This window comes from Leisingera sp. ANG1 (assembly GCF_000203975.2).
Taxonomy (GTDB): Bacteria; Pseudomonadota; Alphaproteobacteria; order Rhodobacterales; family Rhodobacteraceae; genus Leisingera.
Genome location: NZ_AFCF02000001.1, coordinates 71,125 through 86,782, shown reverse-complemented (window position 1 = coordinate 86,782; position 15,658 = coordinate 71,125). Strand labels below are relative to the sequence as shown.

General features: G+C 63.8%; 17 protein-coding genes. 6 read left to right on the top strand and 11 right to left on the bottom strand.

Annotation, left to right across the window (positions count from 1 at the left end; translation table 11 throughout):
* Positions 1–35: 35 nt before the first annotated feature.
* The 5 genes from argS to GC1_RS00410 all read right to left on the bottom strand — a co-directional run bounded on the left by argS (position 36) and on the right by GC1_RS00410 (position 4,669).
* The gene (argS, locus tag GC1_RS00430; RefSeq protein WP_019296546.1) at positions 36–1,781 is read right to left on the bottom strand and encodes an arginine--tRNA ligase; all 1,746 of its coding nucleotides are present in this window, start codon (positions 1,779–1,781) and stop codon (positions 36–38) included.
* A gap of 165 nt (positions 1,782–1,946) precedes the next feature.
* Positions 1,947–2,285 carry a YciI family protein gene (locus GC1_RS00425; protein ID WP_019296547.1) on the bottom strand — a complete coding sequence of 113 codons (339 nt, stop codon included), beginning with the start codon at positions 2,283–2,285 and terminating at the stop codon, positions 1,947–1,949.
* Positions 2,282–2,581: a YciI family protein gene (locus GC1_RS00420; RefSeq protein WP_019296548.1), complete on the bottom strand. Its 300-nt coding sequence runs from the start codon at positions 2,579–2,581 to the stop codon at positions 2,282–2,284. The genes GC1_RS00425 and GC1_RS00420 overlap by 4 nt, the downstream gene beginning before the upstream one ends.
* Before the next feature lie 144 nt (positions 2,582–2,725).
* Positions 2,726–3,118, bottom strand: coding sequence for a GFA family protein (locus tag GC1_RS00415; protein WP_019296549.1), 393 nt, complete (start codon positions 3,116–3,118; stop codon positions 2,726–2,728).
* 399 nt (positions 3,119–3,517) lie between these two features.
* A complete protein-coding gene (locus GC1_RS00410) occupies positions 3,518–4,669 on the bottom strand; it encodes a deoxyguanosinetriphosphate triphosphohydrolase (protein WP_019296550.1) in 1,152 nt (383 codons plus the stop codon).
* A 91-nt stretch (positions 4,670–4,760) separates the two neighbouring features.
* On the opposite strand from GC1_RS00410, the gene GC1_RS00405 reads away from it, so the two are divergent.
* Positions 4,761–5,084, top strand: coding sequence for a HesB/IscA family protein (locus GC1_RS00405; protein ID WP_019296551.1), 324 nt, complete (start codon positions 4,761–4,763; stop codon positions 5,082–5,084).
* Positions 5,085–5,196: 112 nt separating this feature from the next.
* On the opposite strand, the gene GC1_RS00400 is transcribed toward GC1_RS00405, so the two are convergent.
* The 3 genes from GC1_RS00400 to GC1_RS00390 form a co-directional block, all read right to left on the bottom strand.
* The gene (locus GC1_RS00400; RefSeq protein ID WP_019296736.1) at positions 5,197–6,114 is read right to left on the bottom strand and encodes a DMT family transporter; all 918 of its coding nucleotides are present in this window, start codon (positions 6,112–6,114) and stop codon (positions 5,197–5,199) included.
* Positions 6,114–7,175 (bottom strand): DUF6902 family protein, encoded by a 1,062-nt coding sequence (locus GC1_RS00395; protein WP_019296737.1) that lies wholly within the window; start codon positions 7,173–7,175, stop codon positions 6,114–6,116. The genes GC1_RS00400 and GC1_RS00395 overlap by 1 nt, the downstream gene beginning before the upstream one ends.
* A gap of 97 nt (positions 7,176–7,272) precedes the next feature.
* Complete coding sequence (locus GC1_RS00390; RefSeq protein ID WP_036762177.1) at positions 7,273–7,941, bottom strand: DUF6749 family protein; 669 nt, start codon at positions 7,939–7,941, stop codon at positions 7,273–7,275.
* Positions 7,942–8,302: 361 nt separating this feature from the next.
* Here GC1_RS00390 and xth point away from each other — a divergent pair, with 361 nt between their 5' ends.
* The gene (gene xth, locus GC1_RS00385; protein WP_019296739.1) at positions 8,303–9,109 is read left to right on the top strand and encodes an exodeoxyribonuclease III; all 807 of its coding nucleotides are present in this window, start codon (positions 8,303–8,305) and stop codon (positions 9,107–9,109) included.
* Positions 9,110–9,217: 108 nt separating this feature from the next.
* On the opposite strand, the gene GC1_RS00380 is transcribed toward xth, so the two are convergent.
* Together GC1_RS00380 and dksA are read right to left on the bottom strand one after the other, a co-directional pair.
* A complete protein-coding gene (locus tag GC1_RS00380; RefSeq protein WP_019296740.1) occupies positions 9,218–10,384 on the bottom strand; it encodes an FAD-dependent monooxygenase in 1,167 nt (388 codons plus the stop codon).
* Between the two features lie 104 nt (positions 10,385–10,488).
* Positions 10,489–10,911 (bottom strand): RNA polymerase-binding protein DksA, encoded by a 423-nt coding sequence (gene dksA, locus GC1_RS00375; RefSeq protein WP_036762180.1) that lies wholly within the window; start codon positions 10,909–10,911, stop codon positions 10,489–10,491.
* Positions 10,912–11,086: 175 nt separating this feature from the next.
* On the opposite strand from dksA, the gene GC1_RS00370 reads away from it, so the two are divergent.
* The 4 genes from GC1_RS00370 to GC1_RS00355 all read left to right on the top strand — a co-directional run bounded on the left by GC1_RS00370 (position 11,087) and on the right by GC1_RS00355 (position 14,902).
* The gene (locus GC1_RS00370) at positions 11,087–11,926 is read left to right on the top strand and encodes an AAA family ATPase (protein ID WP_019296742.1); all 840 of its coding nucleotides are present in this window, start codon (positions 11,087–11,089) and stop codon (positions 11,924–11,926) included.
* Between the two features lie 194 nt (positions 11,927–12,120).
* Entirely contained in the window at positions 12,121–13,482 is a 1,362-nt protein-coding gene (locus GC1_RS00365; protein WP_019296743.1) for a DUF2927 domain-containing protein, read from the top strand.
* A gap of 48 nt (positions 13,483–13,530) precedes the next feature.
* The gene (locus GC1_RS22645) at positions 13,531–13,698 is read left to right on the top strand and encodes a hypothetical protein (RefSeq protein WP_019296744.1); all 168 of its coding nucleotides are present in this window, start codon (positions 13,531–13,533) and stop codon (positions 13,696–13,698) included.
* A 19-nt stretch (positions 13,699–13,717) separates the two neighbouring features.
* A complete protein-coding gene (locus GC1_RS00355) occupies positions 13,718–14,902 on the top strand; it encodes a vWA domain-containing protein (protein ID WP_019296745.1) in 1,185 nt (394 codons plus the stop codon).
* A gap of 206 nt (positions 14,903–15,108) precedes the next feature.
* On the opposite strand, the gene GC1_RS00350 is transcribed toward GC1_RS00355, so the two are convergent.
* On the bottom strand, positions 15,109–15,477 hold the full coding sequence (locus GC1_RS00350) for a hypothetical protein (protein ID WP_019296746.1): 369 nt from the start codon (positions 15,475–15,477) through the stop codon (positions 15,109–15,111).
* Positions 15,478–15,658: the final 181 nt, after the last annotated feature.

Sequence of the window (15,658 nt, the reverse complement as noted above, 5' to 3'; positions counted from 1 at the left end):
TGTGATTTATTCCCTCAGGGGGCAGGCCCCTTTGGTTATCGCATCTCTTCTGCCGGTTTCACGCCAAGAATACCAAGACCTGCGGAAATGACAACGGAAACGGCCCGCGCCAGTGCCAAATTCGCATGTGTTGCCGATTGGCTGCTCTCCTTAACAAAGCGTAAATCCTCATTGGATTTGCCGAGGTGATAGAGCCCGTGCAGCTCAGACGCGAGATCGTAGAGATAGAAGGCCACCCGGTGCGGTTCATGGGTGCGGGCGGCGATTTCCACCTGGCGCGGCCATTCGGCCAGCTTCTTGGCCACCGCCAGCTGCGCCGGATCGGCGATCAGGCTGAGGTCGGCAGCGTTCAGGGTGGTGTCATCCGCGGCAATGCCCTGCTCCTCCGCCTTGCGCAGGGTCGAGCAGATCCGCGCATTGGCGTATTGCACATAGAACACCGGGTTGTCCTTGGACTGCTCCAGCGCCTTGTCGAGGTCGAAGTCGAAGCCCTGGTCGTTCTTGCGGGTGAGCAGCATGAAGCGGGTGACGTCGGCGCCCACTGCATCCACCACATCGCGCAGGGTGACAAAGGTCCCTGCCCGCTTGGACATCTTGAATTCCTGGCCGTCCTTGAACAGCTTGACCAGCTGGCACAGCTTGATGTCCAGCGGCACCTTGCCGTCGGAGAGCGCCGAAACCGCTGCCTTCATGCGTTTAACGTAGCCGCCGTGGTCGGCGCCGAAGATGTCGATCAGCTCGTCAAAGCCGCGCTCCACCTTGTCGAAGTGATAGGCGATATCCGGCGCGAAATAGGTCCAGGAGCCGTCGGATTTCTTCACCGCCCGGTCCACATCGTCACCATGATCGGTGGATTTGAACAGGGTCTGCTCGCGCGGCTCCCAATCGTCGGGCTTCTTGCCCTTCGGCGGCTCCAGCACGCCCTGATAGATCAGCCCCTTGGATTCCAGGCTGGCCAGCGCCGCCTCGATCTTGCCGGTGCCATAGAGCGACTTCTCGGAGTAGAACTTGTCCATCTTGATGCCGAGCTGGGCCAGGTCCTCGCGGATCAGCTCCATCATCGCATCGGTGGAGAATTCACGCACTTCCGCCAGCCAGACATCCTCGCCCTTGCCGACATAGGCATCGCCCACCTTATCCTTCAGCGCCTGACCGACGGGGACCAGGTAGTCGCCCGGATAGGTGCCGTCGGCAAAGGCCACTTCCTGACCGTGCGCCTCCAGGTAGCGCAGGTAGACTGAGCGTGCCAGCACATCGACCTGGCCGCCGCCGTCGTTGATGTAGTATTCGCGGGTGACGTCATAGCCGGCATAGGCCAGCAGCGCCGCCAGCGCGTCGCCGAACACCGCGCCGCGGGTGTGGCCCACATGCAGCGGACCGGTCGGGTTGGCAGAGACATACTCCACATTAACGCGCTTGTCCGCGCCCATGTCCGAGCGGCCGAAATCCGTGCCTGCGTCCAGGACTGACTTCAGAACCGCCTGCCAGACGCCGGGGGCCAGCCGCAGGTTGAGGAAGCCAGGGCCTGCCACCTCAGCCGAGGTGATCCGCTCATCCGCGGCCAGCTTGGCGGCCAGCGCCTCGGCAATGTCGCGCGGCTTCATCTTGGCGGGCTTGGCCAGCACCATCGCCGCATTTGTTGCCATGTCGCCATGAGCGGCATCACGCGGCGGCTCCACCGCCACATTGGCAAAATCGAGCCCCTCGGGCAGCGCGCCTTCGCCGGTCATGGCGGTCAGGCTGTCAATCACAAGCGTGCGGATATCGGTAAAGAGGTTCATGTCTGGCGTCCCAACTGTTCAGCACTGCGGATACCGGGGGCCGCCGGAAGGGTCAACAGGATTGCAAGAGCAGCCTGGGGCCTCAGGCAGGCGGCACCGGAAAATTCGAATTTTCCGGCCAATTTTCTTACTGAAGAAAATTGCGCCGCTGCCGCGGTGCGCGGCTTACAGAACCGCGGTGCGGTCTTCCAGGATCTTGCCCCAGGTGAATATCTCGTAGGAGCGGAAGGCGGGCACGTAAAACGGATCGCCATGGATCAGGTGCTCCACCTCGATCCGGTCCTCGGCCTCGACAATCCACAGGGCGCCGCAGAAATCGCCGTCGATGTCCGGTTTCAGCCCGCCGCCGATGCGCAGTTCCGGATGATCCTCGACATAGGCCACATGGGCATCGCGCCGGGCCTTGTCCGCCCGGATATCCATCATCGCAGGCGCATCGCGGAACAGCACGGCCCAGCGGGTCAGAGCGGGCGCGGATTTGCGGGCTTCACGGGCGGCGGTCATGAAAACATCCCCTGGATGGCGGAGGCGGTGCCCCATTCGGTGATTTTATACGTGCGCAAGGAGGCCACGTAATACGGGTCCTGCAGGATCAGCCGCTCCACATCCTGGCGGGTTTCGGCCTCGACATTCCAGATCGCGCCGGGGAAGTCCTGCATCGGCCGCATCGCCAGCGCGCCGCCGATCTGCAACTCAGGCCGTGCGCGCACAAAGGCAATATGCGCCTCGCGCCGCTTCTTGTCGCTGCGCACCCGGTCCATTTCGGGCTTGTCCGTGAATGTGACGGTCCAGCGTGCCATGGCTTTCCCCTCGTTATGCCTCCCCTCGCGGATAACGCCGATGCCCCGCGGCATCATAGGGCCAGATCATAGCACGGCTTACGGCCAATTTGGGAAACCGCATAGCAGGCAAGGCGGGCAGCCGCCCACCCTGCGCTGCCATGCCTAGGCCGGATGCCCCTGCGACTGCTTTGCCCCGTCACAGATTTCATACCAGCCGGGTTTCTCGCCCACGAACTCATGAAAGCTGTTCGACACCTCCAGCACCCCGTCCAGCGCATTTGCTGCGATCGGGAAGCTCTCCTCCTCCGACAGGATCTCGCCCAGAGAGCTGCCGCAGATCCGGCAGAAGCAGCGGCCGTATTTATAGGGCGGCGCAGGCAGATACAGCGCCACCTCCTCCTTGCCTGCAATCCAGCGCAAATCGGCCTTTTTCACAAAGACGATGGTGCTGGCCCCGGCCTTGCGGCAGCGGGAGCAATGGCAGGTGCCCATCAGCGCAGGCTGCGCCAGCAATTCAAATCTGACAGCGCCGCAGCAGCAGCTTCCCTCAATCATTCCGGCAATCCTTCTGTACATTTAAATTCAATAAGAACATTACGGGAACATCCAGCACGGTACAAGCCGCCACAGGGCGTTGCGCAAACACTGTCAGCACCGCACGCCCCGCTTTCCGGACCTTAACCGGAATATGCGACAGTCACCCCCGCTGCAGCACAAGGCGCGGGTCTGGCACCCCGCGCAAACAGGAGACCAGGACCCCCAAGACCACCTCCACAAAAGGTGCAGGGGCGTTTGAACGATAAAGCTTTTGACCGGACCCGGGGCGCGCTGGCGTTACGGCCCTTTCCTCCGCCCCCGTTGGCGGCGCCGCCATCTTTACACCGCCCCATTGAAAGGCACGCAGACAGGACATACCCAGATAGAAGAACAGAAAACGGCAGCAGCCCGAAGCCCTTACACCTCGACCTTTACCCCGATCAGCCGCTCATGCAGCTGCAGGGCAAAGCGGTCGGTCATGCCGGCGATGTAATCCGACACGATCCGCGCCAGCGCGGTGCGGTCCTGTGCGGCCGCAATCTCCGCGTGCCAGCGCTCCGGCATGTCCTGCGGATTGTCCAGAAAATAGGGAAACAGCGCCTCCACCACCTTGGCAACTTTGGCCCGCTTCTCCATCACAGAGGGCGCCCGGTACATGCGGGTGAACAGAAAGGCGCGGATTTCCTTCAGGTCGCGCCACAGCGAATCGGAGAATTTCACCACCGGATGGCCCAGACCGCGGACCTCCTCGACGCTTTGCACGCCGGATTCCGCAAGCAAGTGCTGGGCCGTGTTGATCACATCCTCCACCATGAACCCAAAGAACCGCCGCAGCGCCTCATGCCGGCGGCGGTTGGGATCAAGGCCGGGGTATTTCCGGTCCACCGCGCCATAGGCCCTGTCCAAGAGCGGCAGCCGCGCCAAGTCACCGTCGGTAAACAGCCCGGCCCGCAGCGCATCATGCAGGTCGTGGTTGTTATATGCGATGTCATCGGACAGCGCCGCCACCTGCGCCTCGGCGCTGGCATGGGTGTGCAGTTCCAGGTCGATGGCGGCATTGCATTCGGCCAGCGCCCAGGGCAGCTCCCCCACCACAGGGCCATTGTGTTTGGCAATCGCTTCAAGGGTTTCCCAGGTCAGGTTCAAGCCGTCAAACTCGGCGTAGTGGCGCTCCAGGCAGGTCACGATACGGATCGCCTGGGCATTGTGGTCAAAGCCGCCATAAGGCGCCATCAGCGCATGCAGCGCATCCTCGCCAGTGTGGCCGAACGGCGTGTGTCCCAGGTCATGCGCCAGCGCCACTGCCTCGGTCAGCTCCTGGTTCAGCCCTAGCGCGCCGGCAATGGTGCGGCCCACCTGCCCGACCTCGATCGAATGGGTCAGACGTGTGCGGTAATTGTCGCCCTCATGCTCCACGAACACCTGGGTCTTGTGTTTCAGCCGCCGGAAGGCGCTGGCGTGGATAATCCGGTCGCGGTCGCGCTGGTAGGGGGAACGAAAGGAGCTCTCCTCCTCCGGCACCTGCCGCCCGCGGCTGCGGTCCGGCATCGTGGCATAAGGCGCATGCATATGAAATCTTTTCCCTTACAAATCTTGCCGCCTGAATTGCACCTTTCTATATAAAGCTTTGCGCTGCAACCTACGCCCGTGGAGAAAGCTGATGAACCTGCCCCCCAAAGTCACAGACCGCGCCTTTGCCCGGCTGGCCGAGATCGGCGCCGCGGACCAGGGCCAGGCGCTGCGTGTCGCGGTGGAAGGCGGCGGCTGCTCCGGCTTCCAGTACGAGATTGCTCTGGATGAGGCAAAGGACGACGATCTGGTGCTCGAAGGCCAGGGCGAAAAAGTTGTCGTCGACAGTGTTTCCCTGCCGTTCCTTGAAAACGCGGTGATCGACTTCACCGAGGAATTGATCGGCGCGCGGTTTACCATCGAAAACCCCAACGCCACCTCCAGCTGCGGCTGCGGCACCTCGTTCTCCATGTAATCCCGCCGTTTACCGGCGCGGAAAACGGCCCGGAAAACAGATGTTTTCCGAGCCGGAATTATCGCATAATTCCGGCGCCCCTCGCGGGGCGCGGCACCCTCTCAGCCAGATGTCACGGATCCGTCTGCAGCCGCCCGGCACTGCGCAGCCGCGGCATCGCGGGTGCGAACTGGTCCCAGACCAGATAGAGGCCGGAGGCAATAACGATGGCGCCGCCCAAGTAAGTGGAGGCCGGCGGAAACTCCCCAAAGAACACCGCGCCGATCACTGCCATCCAGATGAACTGCAGATTCATCAGCGGCGTCACGGCGTAGGAGGCCAGCAGACGCAGCGCCACCACCAGGAGCCAGCGCGCACCGAACAGCAGGAACGCATAGGCTGCCGCCCAAGCAACATCCGCCAGCGGCATCGGCACCCAGACAAATGGCAGCGCCAGCAGCATCGCACCGCACAGCGTCAGGTTCGGATAAAACACCTGCGCCAGCGCGTTGCTTTCATAACGGCCGATAAACCGTGCAATGGTCATGGAAAACGTGCCGGACACCACCGCCGCGAAAGCCACGAAATGACCAGTTGCGGAATGGCTGCCGTCACCGCCATGGGGCAGCAGGAACAGCACCCCGGCAAAGCCAGCCAGCAGCGCAATCCAGGCCGCCGGGCGCACCGGCTCCTTCAGCACAAGGCCGGACATCGCCCCCGCCAAAAGCGGCATCAGTCCGATGAAGACAAACACTTCGGCAAAGGGCAGCAGGCGGAACGCATAGAAAAAACAGACAGCGGCAATCAGCGTCGCCACAGAGCGCAGCGCCATCGCCCGCGGGCAGCGGGTGCGGAAGCCGCCGCGCAGCCGGGGGAGCCGGTCCGCCAGCAGGCAGAATCCGACCACCATGGCCCCTGACAGCGCGTAAAGCTGCGCCGCCGCATACTGGCCCGCCAAAAGTTTCGTGATCCCGTCAGCAGAGGCGATCAGACCAGTATAGGCCACCACCAGCATGGCCCCGCCCAGAGCCTGGTTGCGCGAACAGCCCATCACGCTGCCCCCGCGCTGCCCGCCCGGGCAAATCCTTCAAAGAAATGGGCAAAGCCGGCGCAGCTGCGTTCCGCCGCGCTCAGCAGCCCGTGTTCTTCCTCGTTCAGCATGGCCTCGGTGCGCCGCTTGACGGCACTCCAGCCTGACTGGGCCATTCCGGCCTCGAATACTGCTTCTGAAAGGCTTCTCAAGATACTTCCTCCCCGCACAGCTGACACATGCACGCCCCCCGCGGGAACCGCCTGCCGGAAGGGTTTTCGCCCAGACAGGATCATGAGCCAGTTAACAACAAAATACTCGTGATAAGAATCATGAAGTCCAGAAAATTCTCGCTCTGATAGAGTAAAGGCGGATACATGCCTGTCAAGCCAGCCCTCCCAGGCGGCGGGCGGCTGCTGGCCGGCATAGCGCAACGCAATGCAGATTTCGGCAAGCAAATCAGCGTTCTGGTCGAGGAAGGCCACCAGCCCCGCAAACTCGAGACTGGTCAGCGCCGCCTGCGACAGCTGCGGGTCGCGGCGGCCGTATTCCGACAGGTAAAAGACGATGTGGGTCAGCTCGTAAGCGGCTTTTTTGTTTGGAATGGCAAAGGTTTCCGGGCGCGAGATGAAAGCGCGCAGCCGGTCGTCCAACCCGTCGTCCTGCAGGATCTCACCGCGGCGCGCCAGCAGGCGGCGGGCTTCGGCGCGCTGCAGGTCGGACAGCTCTGCCTGCGCCAGCCCTTCGGCGCGGATCCATGCGGCCAGCTGCGCGCCGGTCTCCCCGGGATGACCCAAGTCTTCCAGATCCAAGCAGATCGACAGGATGAAGCGGTAATACTGGCGGAAGAAACTGATATGCCGCGCCGCACCGTCGTAGAACCCCTGCAAGGGCGCCAGGGCCTCAGCGGCAACATCGGCTCTGGTGCATTCCAGAATATTCAACAGCTCGGCGTTTTCCTTGAGCCAGAACACGTCCTCCTGCGGGCGCCGTTGCGCGGCGAAGCCGCCAATCAGCGCAGCCTGAGCATCCGCCCGGGACTGGCGGGCGGATGGTGAGAAGAACGGGATGATCTGGGCCATGGAAACCTCCTGCGGGTGTGAGCGGCGCGGCAAGGGCGGCCCCGGATGCGGGACCGCCGATGGTCAGGGGCCGGGAGGGAGGCCGGCCCCGGTCCGGTCAGCTGCCCGAGGAAAACAGCCGGGTCGCGTCGCCGTCGCTGGTGCGGGCCTCAGCCGCCGGTGCGGAGCCGGAGGAGAACAGATGCGTCCCCTCGCCCGCGCCCGCCTCTGCAGTGGCGGCCGGAGCGGAGCCGGAGGAGAACATTTCCACCCCCTCGCCCGCGCCGGTTCCGGCCTGTGCCGCGGGGGCCGAGCCTGACGAGAACATTTCCGTCAGATCGCCGGAGGCGGTTTCATTTCCCATTGCCGGGGCGGAGCCAGAAGAAAACAGTTCAGTCAAATTGCCGGAAGCAACCTCAGATTGATTTAAGGGTGCAGACCCGGAAGAAAACATCTGCACCAAATCCCCCGCTGAGGTGTCAGCGCGGGCGGCAGGGGCGGAGCCAGAGGAGAACATCTCCACCAGATCGCCAGCCGCGGTTTCGCTGCAGGCCGACGGCGCCGAACCGCTGGAGAACAGCCCGGTTTCCCCGCCTGCCCAGCTCTCTGCCGTCTGCGGCATGGAGCCCGAGGAGAACAGCGAAACGCCTTCCCCTACTGACAGACCCGCATTGAGTTCAGGCGCGGAGCCGGAGGAGAACATCTCTGTTGCATCGCCCTCGAACAGGCTGGCGCCAGTGGCATGGCGGGTTGCGTGGATGGTCTGGATTTTACGCTGAGCAGTCATTTTGGAACCCCATTCGTTAAGGACAAAAGGCTCCTTGACGCTGGCACGGGCGCCGCGCAGCGCAAACATAAAATGCAATTTCACATTGTATTTTGTAGTTTCATTTACTTTAACTTCAACCCGCTATTTTTTGCGCAATTTCAGTTATTTCAATTCATCCACAGGTTATTCACCGTGTTATTCACACGCATATTATTGCAAAATAAAGAAACTCAACCTGAGGGGTATTTTTCACCTGTGCAAAACGCCAGTGAGTCGCAGCGCCAAAGGTGATTCGCGAATCGCGCATCGGGCTTGCCCCGGGACGCTGATTCAGCGATAGATCGGCCCCGAATAAAGAATTCTGCGCCGGAGGCAAGCCATGAAAATCGCCACTTTTAACATCAATGGCATCAAGGCCCGGGCGCAGGCGCTGCCGGACTGGCTGGATGAGGCGCAGCCCGATGTGGTGCTGCTGCAGGAAATCAAGTCAGTGGATGAGGCCTTCCCGCGCGAGATCTTCGAGGAGCGCGGCTACAACGTCGAAACCCACGGCCAGAAGAGCTTCAATGGCGTGGCAATCCTGTCCAAGCTGCCGCTGGAGGATGTGAGCCGCGGCCTGCCCGGCGACGACAGCGACGAACAGGCGCGCTGGATCGAGGCCACCGTGGTGGGCAAGCAGGCGATCCGGATCTGCGGCCTGTATCTGCCGAATGGCAACCCGGTGGAGCTGGAGGCAGACGGCAGCCCGGTGGCGGGCGGCAAATACGCCTACAAGCTGGCCTGGATGGAGCGGCTGAAGACCCGCGCCGCGGCGCTGATGGCCGAAGAGATGCCCGCGCTGATGGCCGGGGACTACAATATCATCCCGCAGGCCGAGGACGCCAAGCGCCCGGAGGCCTGGCGCGAGGACGCTCTGCACCGTCCGGAAAGCCGTGCGGCGTTTCAGCGGATCGTCAACCTGGGCTTCACCGAGGCGTTCCGGGCGCGGCACCAGGGGCCGGGGCATTATTCCTTTTGGGATTACCAGGCCGGCGCCTGGAACCGCGACGACGGCATCCGCATCGACCATTTCCTGCTCACGCCGCAGGCCGCTGACCTGCTGCGGGACTGCCAGATCGACAAGGATGTGCGGGGCCGCGAAAAGCCGTCCGACCATGTTCCGGTCTGGGTCGACCTGGACATCTGAACACAACCCGCGCCGCGCGTCAGCGCGGCGCCACGCCCAACGGGAGCGGTTCATTTTCAATGAAACCGCGACGGGCGGGAGCCTCCCCCGCCCAGCCCCCGGCCTGATTCAGGCGGTGACGTCGTGGCGGTAGATCCAGTCGAACTGGCTGACCATGCGGTCCGGGGCAAAGCGGCCGCCCAGTTTCAGCACCTGGTGCGCAGGCCAGCTGAGCGGCGCGCGCAGATGGTATTTCCAGGCGTTGTTGCTGGCGGCCTGCACCACCTTCTCTGCCCGCGCGCGGCGGCGCTCCTGGTACATCATCAGGCCGGATTTCAGCCCCGCTGCCTCTTGCAGGGAACGTGCCAGCACCCAGGCATCCTCCAGCGCCAGATTGGCGCCTTGCGCCATAAAAGGCAGCGTCGGATGCGCGGCGTCGCCAAGAATGGCGGTGTTTTCGCCAAACCAGTGCTCTGCCACCGGATGGCGGAACAGCCCCCACAGCAGCACCTCCTCCACCGCCTCCAAGAGCGCCGCAGCATTGCCGCCGAAACCGCGGAAGGCGGCGCGCAGGTTGGCGGGGTCGTCCTTGAGGTTCCAGCCTTCCTCAGCCCAGGCCCGGCGCTCCTGCACCGCGACCAGGTTCATCAGGCTGCCATCGCGCAAAGGGTAAGCCACCAGGTGCCGCCCCGGCCCCATGAACACCTGCGCCTCCGGCGGCAGGTTCAGGTGGTTGGGCACCGTGGCGCGCCAGGCGACCTGGCCGGTGAAGGCGGGTTTGCGCTCGCCGTTCAATGCCACCCGGGTTTTCGAATGCAGCCCGTCGGCCCCGACCACAAGATCGCCGCCGCACTGGGCACCGTTCACCAGGTGAACGGCCGGCTGCGGACCCGGTTCGATGCGCTCTGCCTTTTGCAGCAGCCGCACCTGCACGCCCTCGCGGCGGGCGGCGCCGGCCAGGATGCCGATGAGGTCGGAGCGGTGCACGAAGTAATAGGGCAGCCCGGCGGCGTATTCGTCCAGATCCAGCCGCAGCACCTGTTTGCCGCGGCGGTGGCCGCGCAGTACCACGGCGCGCGCGCGCTGCGAGCACCAGGCCAGATCATCCGCCAGCCCCAGCGCCTTCAGCACCTGCACGCCATTGGGGGTGATCTGCAGGCCTGCGCCCACCTCGGAGATCGCCTCGGCCTGTTCCAGCACGGTGACGGACGCCCCGAAGCGGCGCAGCGACAGCGCTGCCGCGAGACCGCCGATGCCGGCGCCGATGACGGTTATTTTCAGGCCTTTGAGGTCCATGGGGCTCCCGCAGATTCTCCGCCTGCCCCCAATGAAACAAAAAACGCCGGAGCAAAAGGCCCCGGCGTCAATGTTTGTCGCGTTTTTGCCGCCAAAATCAGCGGTTAATCGTCGCGGTGGACCTTTTCGCGGCGCTCGTGGCGCTCCTGCGCTTCCAGGCTCATGGTTGCAATCGGACGCGCATCCAGGCGTTTCAGCGAGATCGGATCGCCGGTCACTTCGCAGTAGCCGTATTCGCCCTCGTCGATGCGGCGCAGGGCCGAGTCGATCTTGGCGACCAGCTTGCGCTGGCGGTCGCGGGTGCGCAGCTCCAGCGCGCGGTCGGTCTCTTCGCTGGCGCGGTCGGCGACATCTGGAATATTGCGGGTGCTGTCCTGCAGCCCCTCAATCGTGTCGCGGCTGTCTGCCAGCAGATCCTGCTTCCATTCCAATAGTTTGCGTCGGAAATACTCAAGTTGCCGTTCGTTCATGAACGGCTCATCTTCGGCCGGTCGGTAGTCGTCCGGCAGAAACACTTCTTGCTTCATTTCGGCTCCTTCGGTCTGGCCCATCATGCTGGTCATAAACTATACCTCAACACTTTGGATCCCCCTCTGCCGCAGCGTTTATCCCTATCGGACAGGAATGTCACTACACAATAGTGGCGCTGTTTGGTTAAAACCGTGATAACAAGACGGCAACCACGGCTGAGACGGGAAAGATATGCGATTTCAGGGCACTAAGGAATATGTTGCAACCGACGACCTGAAGGTTGCGGTAAATGCGGCGGTGACGCTGGAGCGGCCGCTGCTGGTCAAGGGTGAACCCGGCACCGGCAAAACCGAGCTGGCCAAGCAGGTTGCAGAAGCGCTGGGGCTGCGGATGATCGAGTGGAACGTGAAGTCCACCACCCGTGCCCAGCAAGGTCTCTATGAATACGATGCCGTCAGCCGCCTGCGCGACAGCCAGCTGGGCGAAGAACGCGTGCATGACGTGAAGAACTACATCCGCAAGGGCAAGCTGTGGGAAGCGTTTGAGGCGGACGAGAAGGTCGTGCTGCTGATTGACGAAATCGACAAGGCTGACATCGAGTTTCCGAACGACCTCTTGCAGGAGCTCGACAAGATGGAGTTCCACGTCTACGAGACCGGCGAGACGATCAAGGCGAAGCACCGCCCGATCATGATCATCACCTCCAACAACGAGAAAGAGCTGCCCGACGCCTTCCTGCGCCGCTGTTTCTTCCACTACATCCGCTTCCCGGATGCGGAAACGATGAAGAAAATCGTCGAGGTGCATCACCCGGGCATCAAGGAGGCGCTGCTGACCGCGGCGCTGACGCAGTTCTATGAGATCCGCGAGACGCAAGGCTTGAAGAAGAAGCCCTCGACCTCTGAGGTGATCGACTGGCTGAAACTGCTGCTGGCCGAGGACCTGAGCCGGGAGGACATTGCGCGGGACGGCGCCAATGCCCTGCCCAAGCTGCACGGGGCGCTCTTGAAGAACGAGCAGGACGTGCATCTGTTCGAACGCCTGGCCTTTATGGCGCGCGGGCGGCGCTGAGGGCACGGCCTGATGCCACAGGCAGCGGGCGCTTTGCCCGGCGTCTGCCTGTTTCGCTTCAAATTGCTGATGCATTCCCCTATCAGAGGAAACAGGGCCGGGCTGAGACAGCCGGGCCAGCAGGAGACGCCTGAGTGCCCGCGGACGCAACTATCAAGCCGGAAACGAAGCCCCGCAGCGGCGGGTGCAGCCTTATGAAGGCGGCTGCAGGTGTTCTGGCAGCGCTTGCCCTTGCCGCCTGCACGGCCCCCGTGCCCCGTGTCGAGGCCCCGACCCGCGCCGCTGCCGCGACGCTGGCGCTGCCGCCGGTCAAGGTGTTCACCACACCGCGCCCGCAAGCTCCGCAGCGCGCCAACGCGGAAATCGCCCGCGACTTCCTGGATTTGCATTTCCAGCTGGAGGGCGGCAGCACCCTGCCCCAGTTCACCCGGTTCGAGACCCAGATCACCCTGCGCGTGACCGGCACGCCCTCCCCCGGCTTCACCCGCGAGCTGAACGCGCTGCTGGCCAGATTGCGCACTGAAGCCGGAATTCCCATCCGCCGGGTCGCTGGCGAGGCGGCCAGCATCACCATTCAGATGGTGTCCCGGAACGAGATCCGCCGGGCGCTGCCCAAAGCGGCCTGTTTCGTGGTGCCCAATGTCTCCTCGCTGGCGGAATACCGGCGCAACCGGCGCAGCCCGCGCACCAACTGGGCCTTGCTGCGCGAGCGGGACCGGCTGGCGGTGTTCATTCCGAATGACACCAGCCCGCAGGAAGTGCGCGACTGCCTGCATGAGGAGCTCGCCCAGGCGATCGGGCCGCTGAATGACCTCTACCGGCTGCCGGACTCGGTGTTCAACGACGACAACATGCACGCGGTGCTGACCGGGTTCGATATGCTGATCCTGCGGGCGACCTACGCGCCGGAGCTGAAAACCGGCATGAGCCGGGAGCAGGTTGCCGCCCGGCTGCCTGTCATCCTGGCCCGGCTGAACCCGCGCGGTGCACGGGCCGCTGCGCCCGGTTTGCCGGACACGCCGCGGGCCTGGGCAGCGGCCTACGAGCAGGCGCTGGGGCCGCAGGCCTCCCTGCGGGAGCGGCTGCGCGCCGCCAACAGGGCGGCAGAGATCGCCCGCGACCTGGGCTGGAGCGACCACCGCCGGGCGCTGAGCCACTATACGCTGGGCCGGATGCTGCACATCCGCGAGCCGGAGCTGGCACTGCGGCATTTCCTGACCGCGCAGGATTTTCTGCAGCAGCTGCCCGGCACCGGCATCCACCAAGCCAAGGTCGCGGTGCAGCTGGCGGCCTATGACGTTGCAACCGGCAACGGCGCCTTGGCCTTGGCCCGGCTGAAGCCTGCGGTGACTGCCGCAGCCGCGCATGAAAACGCTGCCCTGCTGTCAACGCTGCTGATGCTGCAAGCGGAGGCGCTGGAGCTGGAGGGCCGCCAGGTGGAAGCGCGCCGGGTCAGGCTGGACAGCCTGGGTTGGGCGCGATACGGCTTTGGCCCGGACTGGGTGGTCGAGGCCCGGCTGGAGGAAGTCGCCGCGCTGCGCCCCACCGGCTCCTGATACGGCCCGCAAGAAACTGACCCTGAAAGACAACAGACGGATAGAACCATGATCGTAATCATCGGCGTTCTGCTGGGCGGCCTGATTGGCGCCCTGAAGGCCCGCAAACGTGGCGGCAACACCCTGGACATGCTGCAATACGGGGCTGTCTATGCCATTATCTTTGGTATTCTGGGGCTGCTGGCAACCATCCTGACCCACCGGGTGCTGGCGTAACTGCTGACAGAGGCCCGCGATGTTCCAGCCCTTCTTTGAAAACCTGCGCAAGGCGTCCATTCCGGTCAGCTTGCGCGAGTATCTGACCTTCCTGGAAGGCATGAAGGCGGGGCTTGCGACCTATGACATAGAGGCCTTCTACTTCCTCGCCCGTGCGGCGATGGTGAAGGATGAGCGCAACATCGACAAGTTCGACCGCGCCTTTGCCGCCACCTTTGAAGGCTTGGAGGCGATCCCTGCTGATGCCGTGATGGAGGCGGTGGACATTCCCGAGGAATGGCTGCGCAAGATGGCCGAGAAGCATCTGAGCGCGGAGGAAAAGGCCGAGATCGAGGCGCTTGGCGGCTTCGACAAGCTGATGGAGACGCTGAAGGAGCGGCTGAAGGAACAGCAGGGCCGCCATCAGGGCGGCAACAAGTGGATCGGGACAGCGGGCACCTCGCCCTTTGGCGCCTATGGCTACAACCCCGAAGGCGTGCGCATCGGCCAGGACAAGAGCCGCCATCAGCGCGCGGTCAAGGTCTGGGACAAGCGCGAGTTCAAGAACCTCGACGGCGATGTGGAACTGGGCACCCGCAACATCAAGGTCGCCCTGAAGCGGCTGCGCCGCTGGGTGCGTGAGGGCGCGCAGGAGGAACTGGATCTGGACGGCACCATCCGTTCCACTGCTGAGCACGGCTATCTGGACGTGAAAACCCGGCCTGAGCGGCACAATGCGGTGAAGGTCTTGCTGTTTCTTGACGTGGGCGGCTCGATGGATCCGCATATCCAGGTGGTGGAGGAGCTGTTCTCTGCCGCCCGCGCCGAGTTCAAGCACCTGGAATACTACTACTTCCACAATTGCCTCTATGAGGGCGTCTGGCGCGATAACAAGCGCCGCTGGAACGAGAAGACCCCGACCCATGAGGTGCTGCGCACCTACGGGCCGGATTACAAATGCATCTTTGTGGGCGATGCCTCGATGTCGCCTTACGAGATCGCCTACCCCGGCGGTGCCAATGAGCATTGGAACGAGGAAGCGGGCCAGGTCTGGCTGCAGCGCGCGCGGGAGGCCTGGACGTCGAACCTGTGGATCAACCCGGTGCCGGAGAAATACTGGGACTACACCCATTCGATCGGCATGATCCGTGAGATTTTCGAAAACCGGATGGTGCCGATGACCCTGGACGGCCTGGAACGCGGCATGCGGGAGCTGAGCCGCTAGGTCATTTCCCCAAACCCGGCAGCCCTCCCGCGCCTGCAGGTGCTGCGGCTGATGCCGCACCCCCTTGCAGCCTTGGGTATGGCATCCTGCCCTGCGGGCAGGATGCGCGCCGGAGCCGCGGCTCCGGCGCCGGGCCCAACCGGGCGGCGGGCATGCCGCATGCACGCTGGACGGGCGGGAGGGCCGCGCTGGTGTTTGACCTGGCGCTAACCGCCCGCCAGCCCCCAAGCGCCCAGAGCGGCCACAGGCACAAACAGCCACCCTTGCGGCAGCAGGCCATAACCCGCCCGGCGCAGCGGCGGCAGAAGCAGGCCAACCATCGCCATCATCGCGGCCATTGCAGTTCCGGCCAGCGCCAGCCCGTCATATCCGCGGGCGCCGAGGAACAGGAACAGCGCCATCAGTGCCAGGCAGCCGGTGACCAGATGCCAGCACAAGAGCGTGGTCTCGCGCACCACATCCGGCAGCTGCCGGTCCTGCGCCAGGGGACGGGCGCATTCACGGCCTCCCACAAAGGCATGAACAATCATCCACAGGGCGGCCAGAAGGGCGGCGGCCAGAAAACTCCATTGCATGTCAAATCTCCTGAAAAATCCGCGCCTTCAGGCGGGCCGGAGGCGGCTGGGCAATATGCGGGCAGTCAGACCACACCCGCCCAGGAAGCGCCACCGGCAATTCTGCCGCAGACCCGGACGACCCCAGAAAGTCATGCCGCCAGCGGTTGATTGCGCCGCCGCCCGCACCTAGGTGCTGTGA

Coding starts and splice junctions, on each gene's coding strand:
- GC1_RS00410 (WP_019296550.1), bottom strand. CDS start 4,669: ATGCATGCGCCTTATGCCACGATGCCGGACCGCAGCCGCGGGCGGCAG.
- GC1_RS00400 (WP_019296736.1), bottom strand. CDS start 6,114: ATGGGCTGTTCGCGCAACCAGGCTCTGGGCGGGGCCATGCTGGTGGTG.
- xth (WP_019296739.1), top strand. CDS start 8,303: ATGAAAATCGCCACTTTTAACATCAATGGCATCAAGGCCCGGGCGCAG.
- GC1_RS00420 (WP_019296548.1), bottom strand. CDS start 2,581: ATGGCACGCTGGACCGTCACATTCACGGACAAGCCCGAAATGGACCGG.
- GC1_RS00415 (WP_019296549.1), bottom strand. CDS start 3,118: ATGATTGAGGGAAGCTGCTGCTGCGGCGCTGTCAGATTTGAATTGCTG.
- GC1_RS00355 (WP_019296745.1), top strand. CDS start 13,718: ATGTTCCAGCCCTTCTTTGAAAACCTGCGCAAGGCGTCCATTCCGGTC.
- argS (WP_019296546.1), bottom strand. CDS start 1,781: ATGAACCTCTTTACCGATATCCGCACGCTTGTGATTGACAGCCTGACC.
- dksA (WP_036762180.1), bottom strand. CDS start 10,911: ATGAAGCAAGAAGTGTTTCTGCCGGACGACTACCGACCGGCCGAAGAT.
- GC1_RS00365 (WP_019296743.1), top strand. CDS start 12,121: ATGAAGGCGGCTGCAGGTGTTCTGGCAGCGCTTGCCCTTGCCGCCTGC.
- GC1_RS00425 (WP_019296547.1), bottom strand. CDS start 2,285: ATGACCGCCGCCCGTGAAGCCCGCAAATCCGCGCCCGCTCTGACCCGC.
- GC1_RS00405 (WP_019296551.1), top strand. CDS start 4,761: ATGAACCTGCCCCCCAAAGTCACAGACCGCGCCTTTGCCCGGCTGGCC.
- GC1_RS00350 (WP_019296746.1), bottom strand. CDS start 15,477: ATGCAATGGAGTTTTCTGGCCGCCGCCCTTCTGGCCGCCCTGTGGATG.
- GC1_RS00390 (WP_036762177.1), bottom strand. CDS start 7,941: ATGACTGCTCAGCGTAAAATCCAGACCATCCACGCAACCCGCCATGCC.
- GC1_RS22645 (WP_019296744.1), top strand. CDS start 13,531: ATGATCGTAATCATCGGCGTTCTGCTGGGCGGCCTGATTGGCGCCCTG.
- GC1_RS00380 (WP_019296740.1), bottom strand. CDS start 10,384: ATGGACCTCAAAGGCCTGAAAATAACCGTCATCGGCGCCGGCATCGGC.
- GC1_RS00370 (WP_019296742.1), top strand. CDS start 11,087: ATGCGATTTCAGGGCACTAAGGAATATGTTGCAACCGACGACCTGAAG.
- GC1_RS00395 (WP_019296737.1), bottom strand. CDS start 7,175: ATGGCCCAGATCATCCCGTTCTTCTCACCATCCGCCCGCCAGTCCCGG.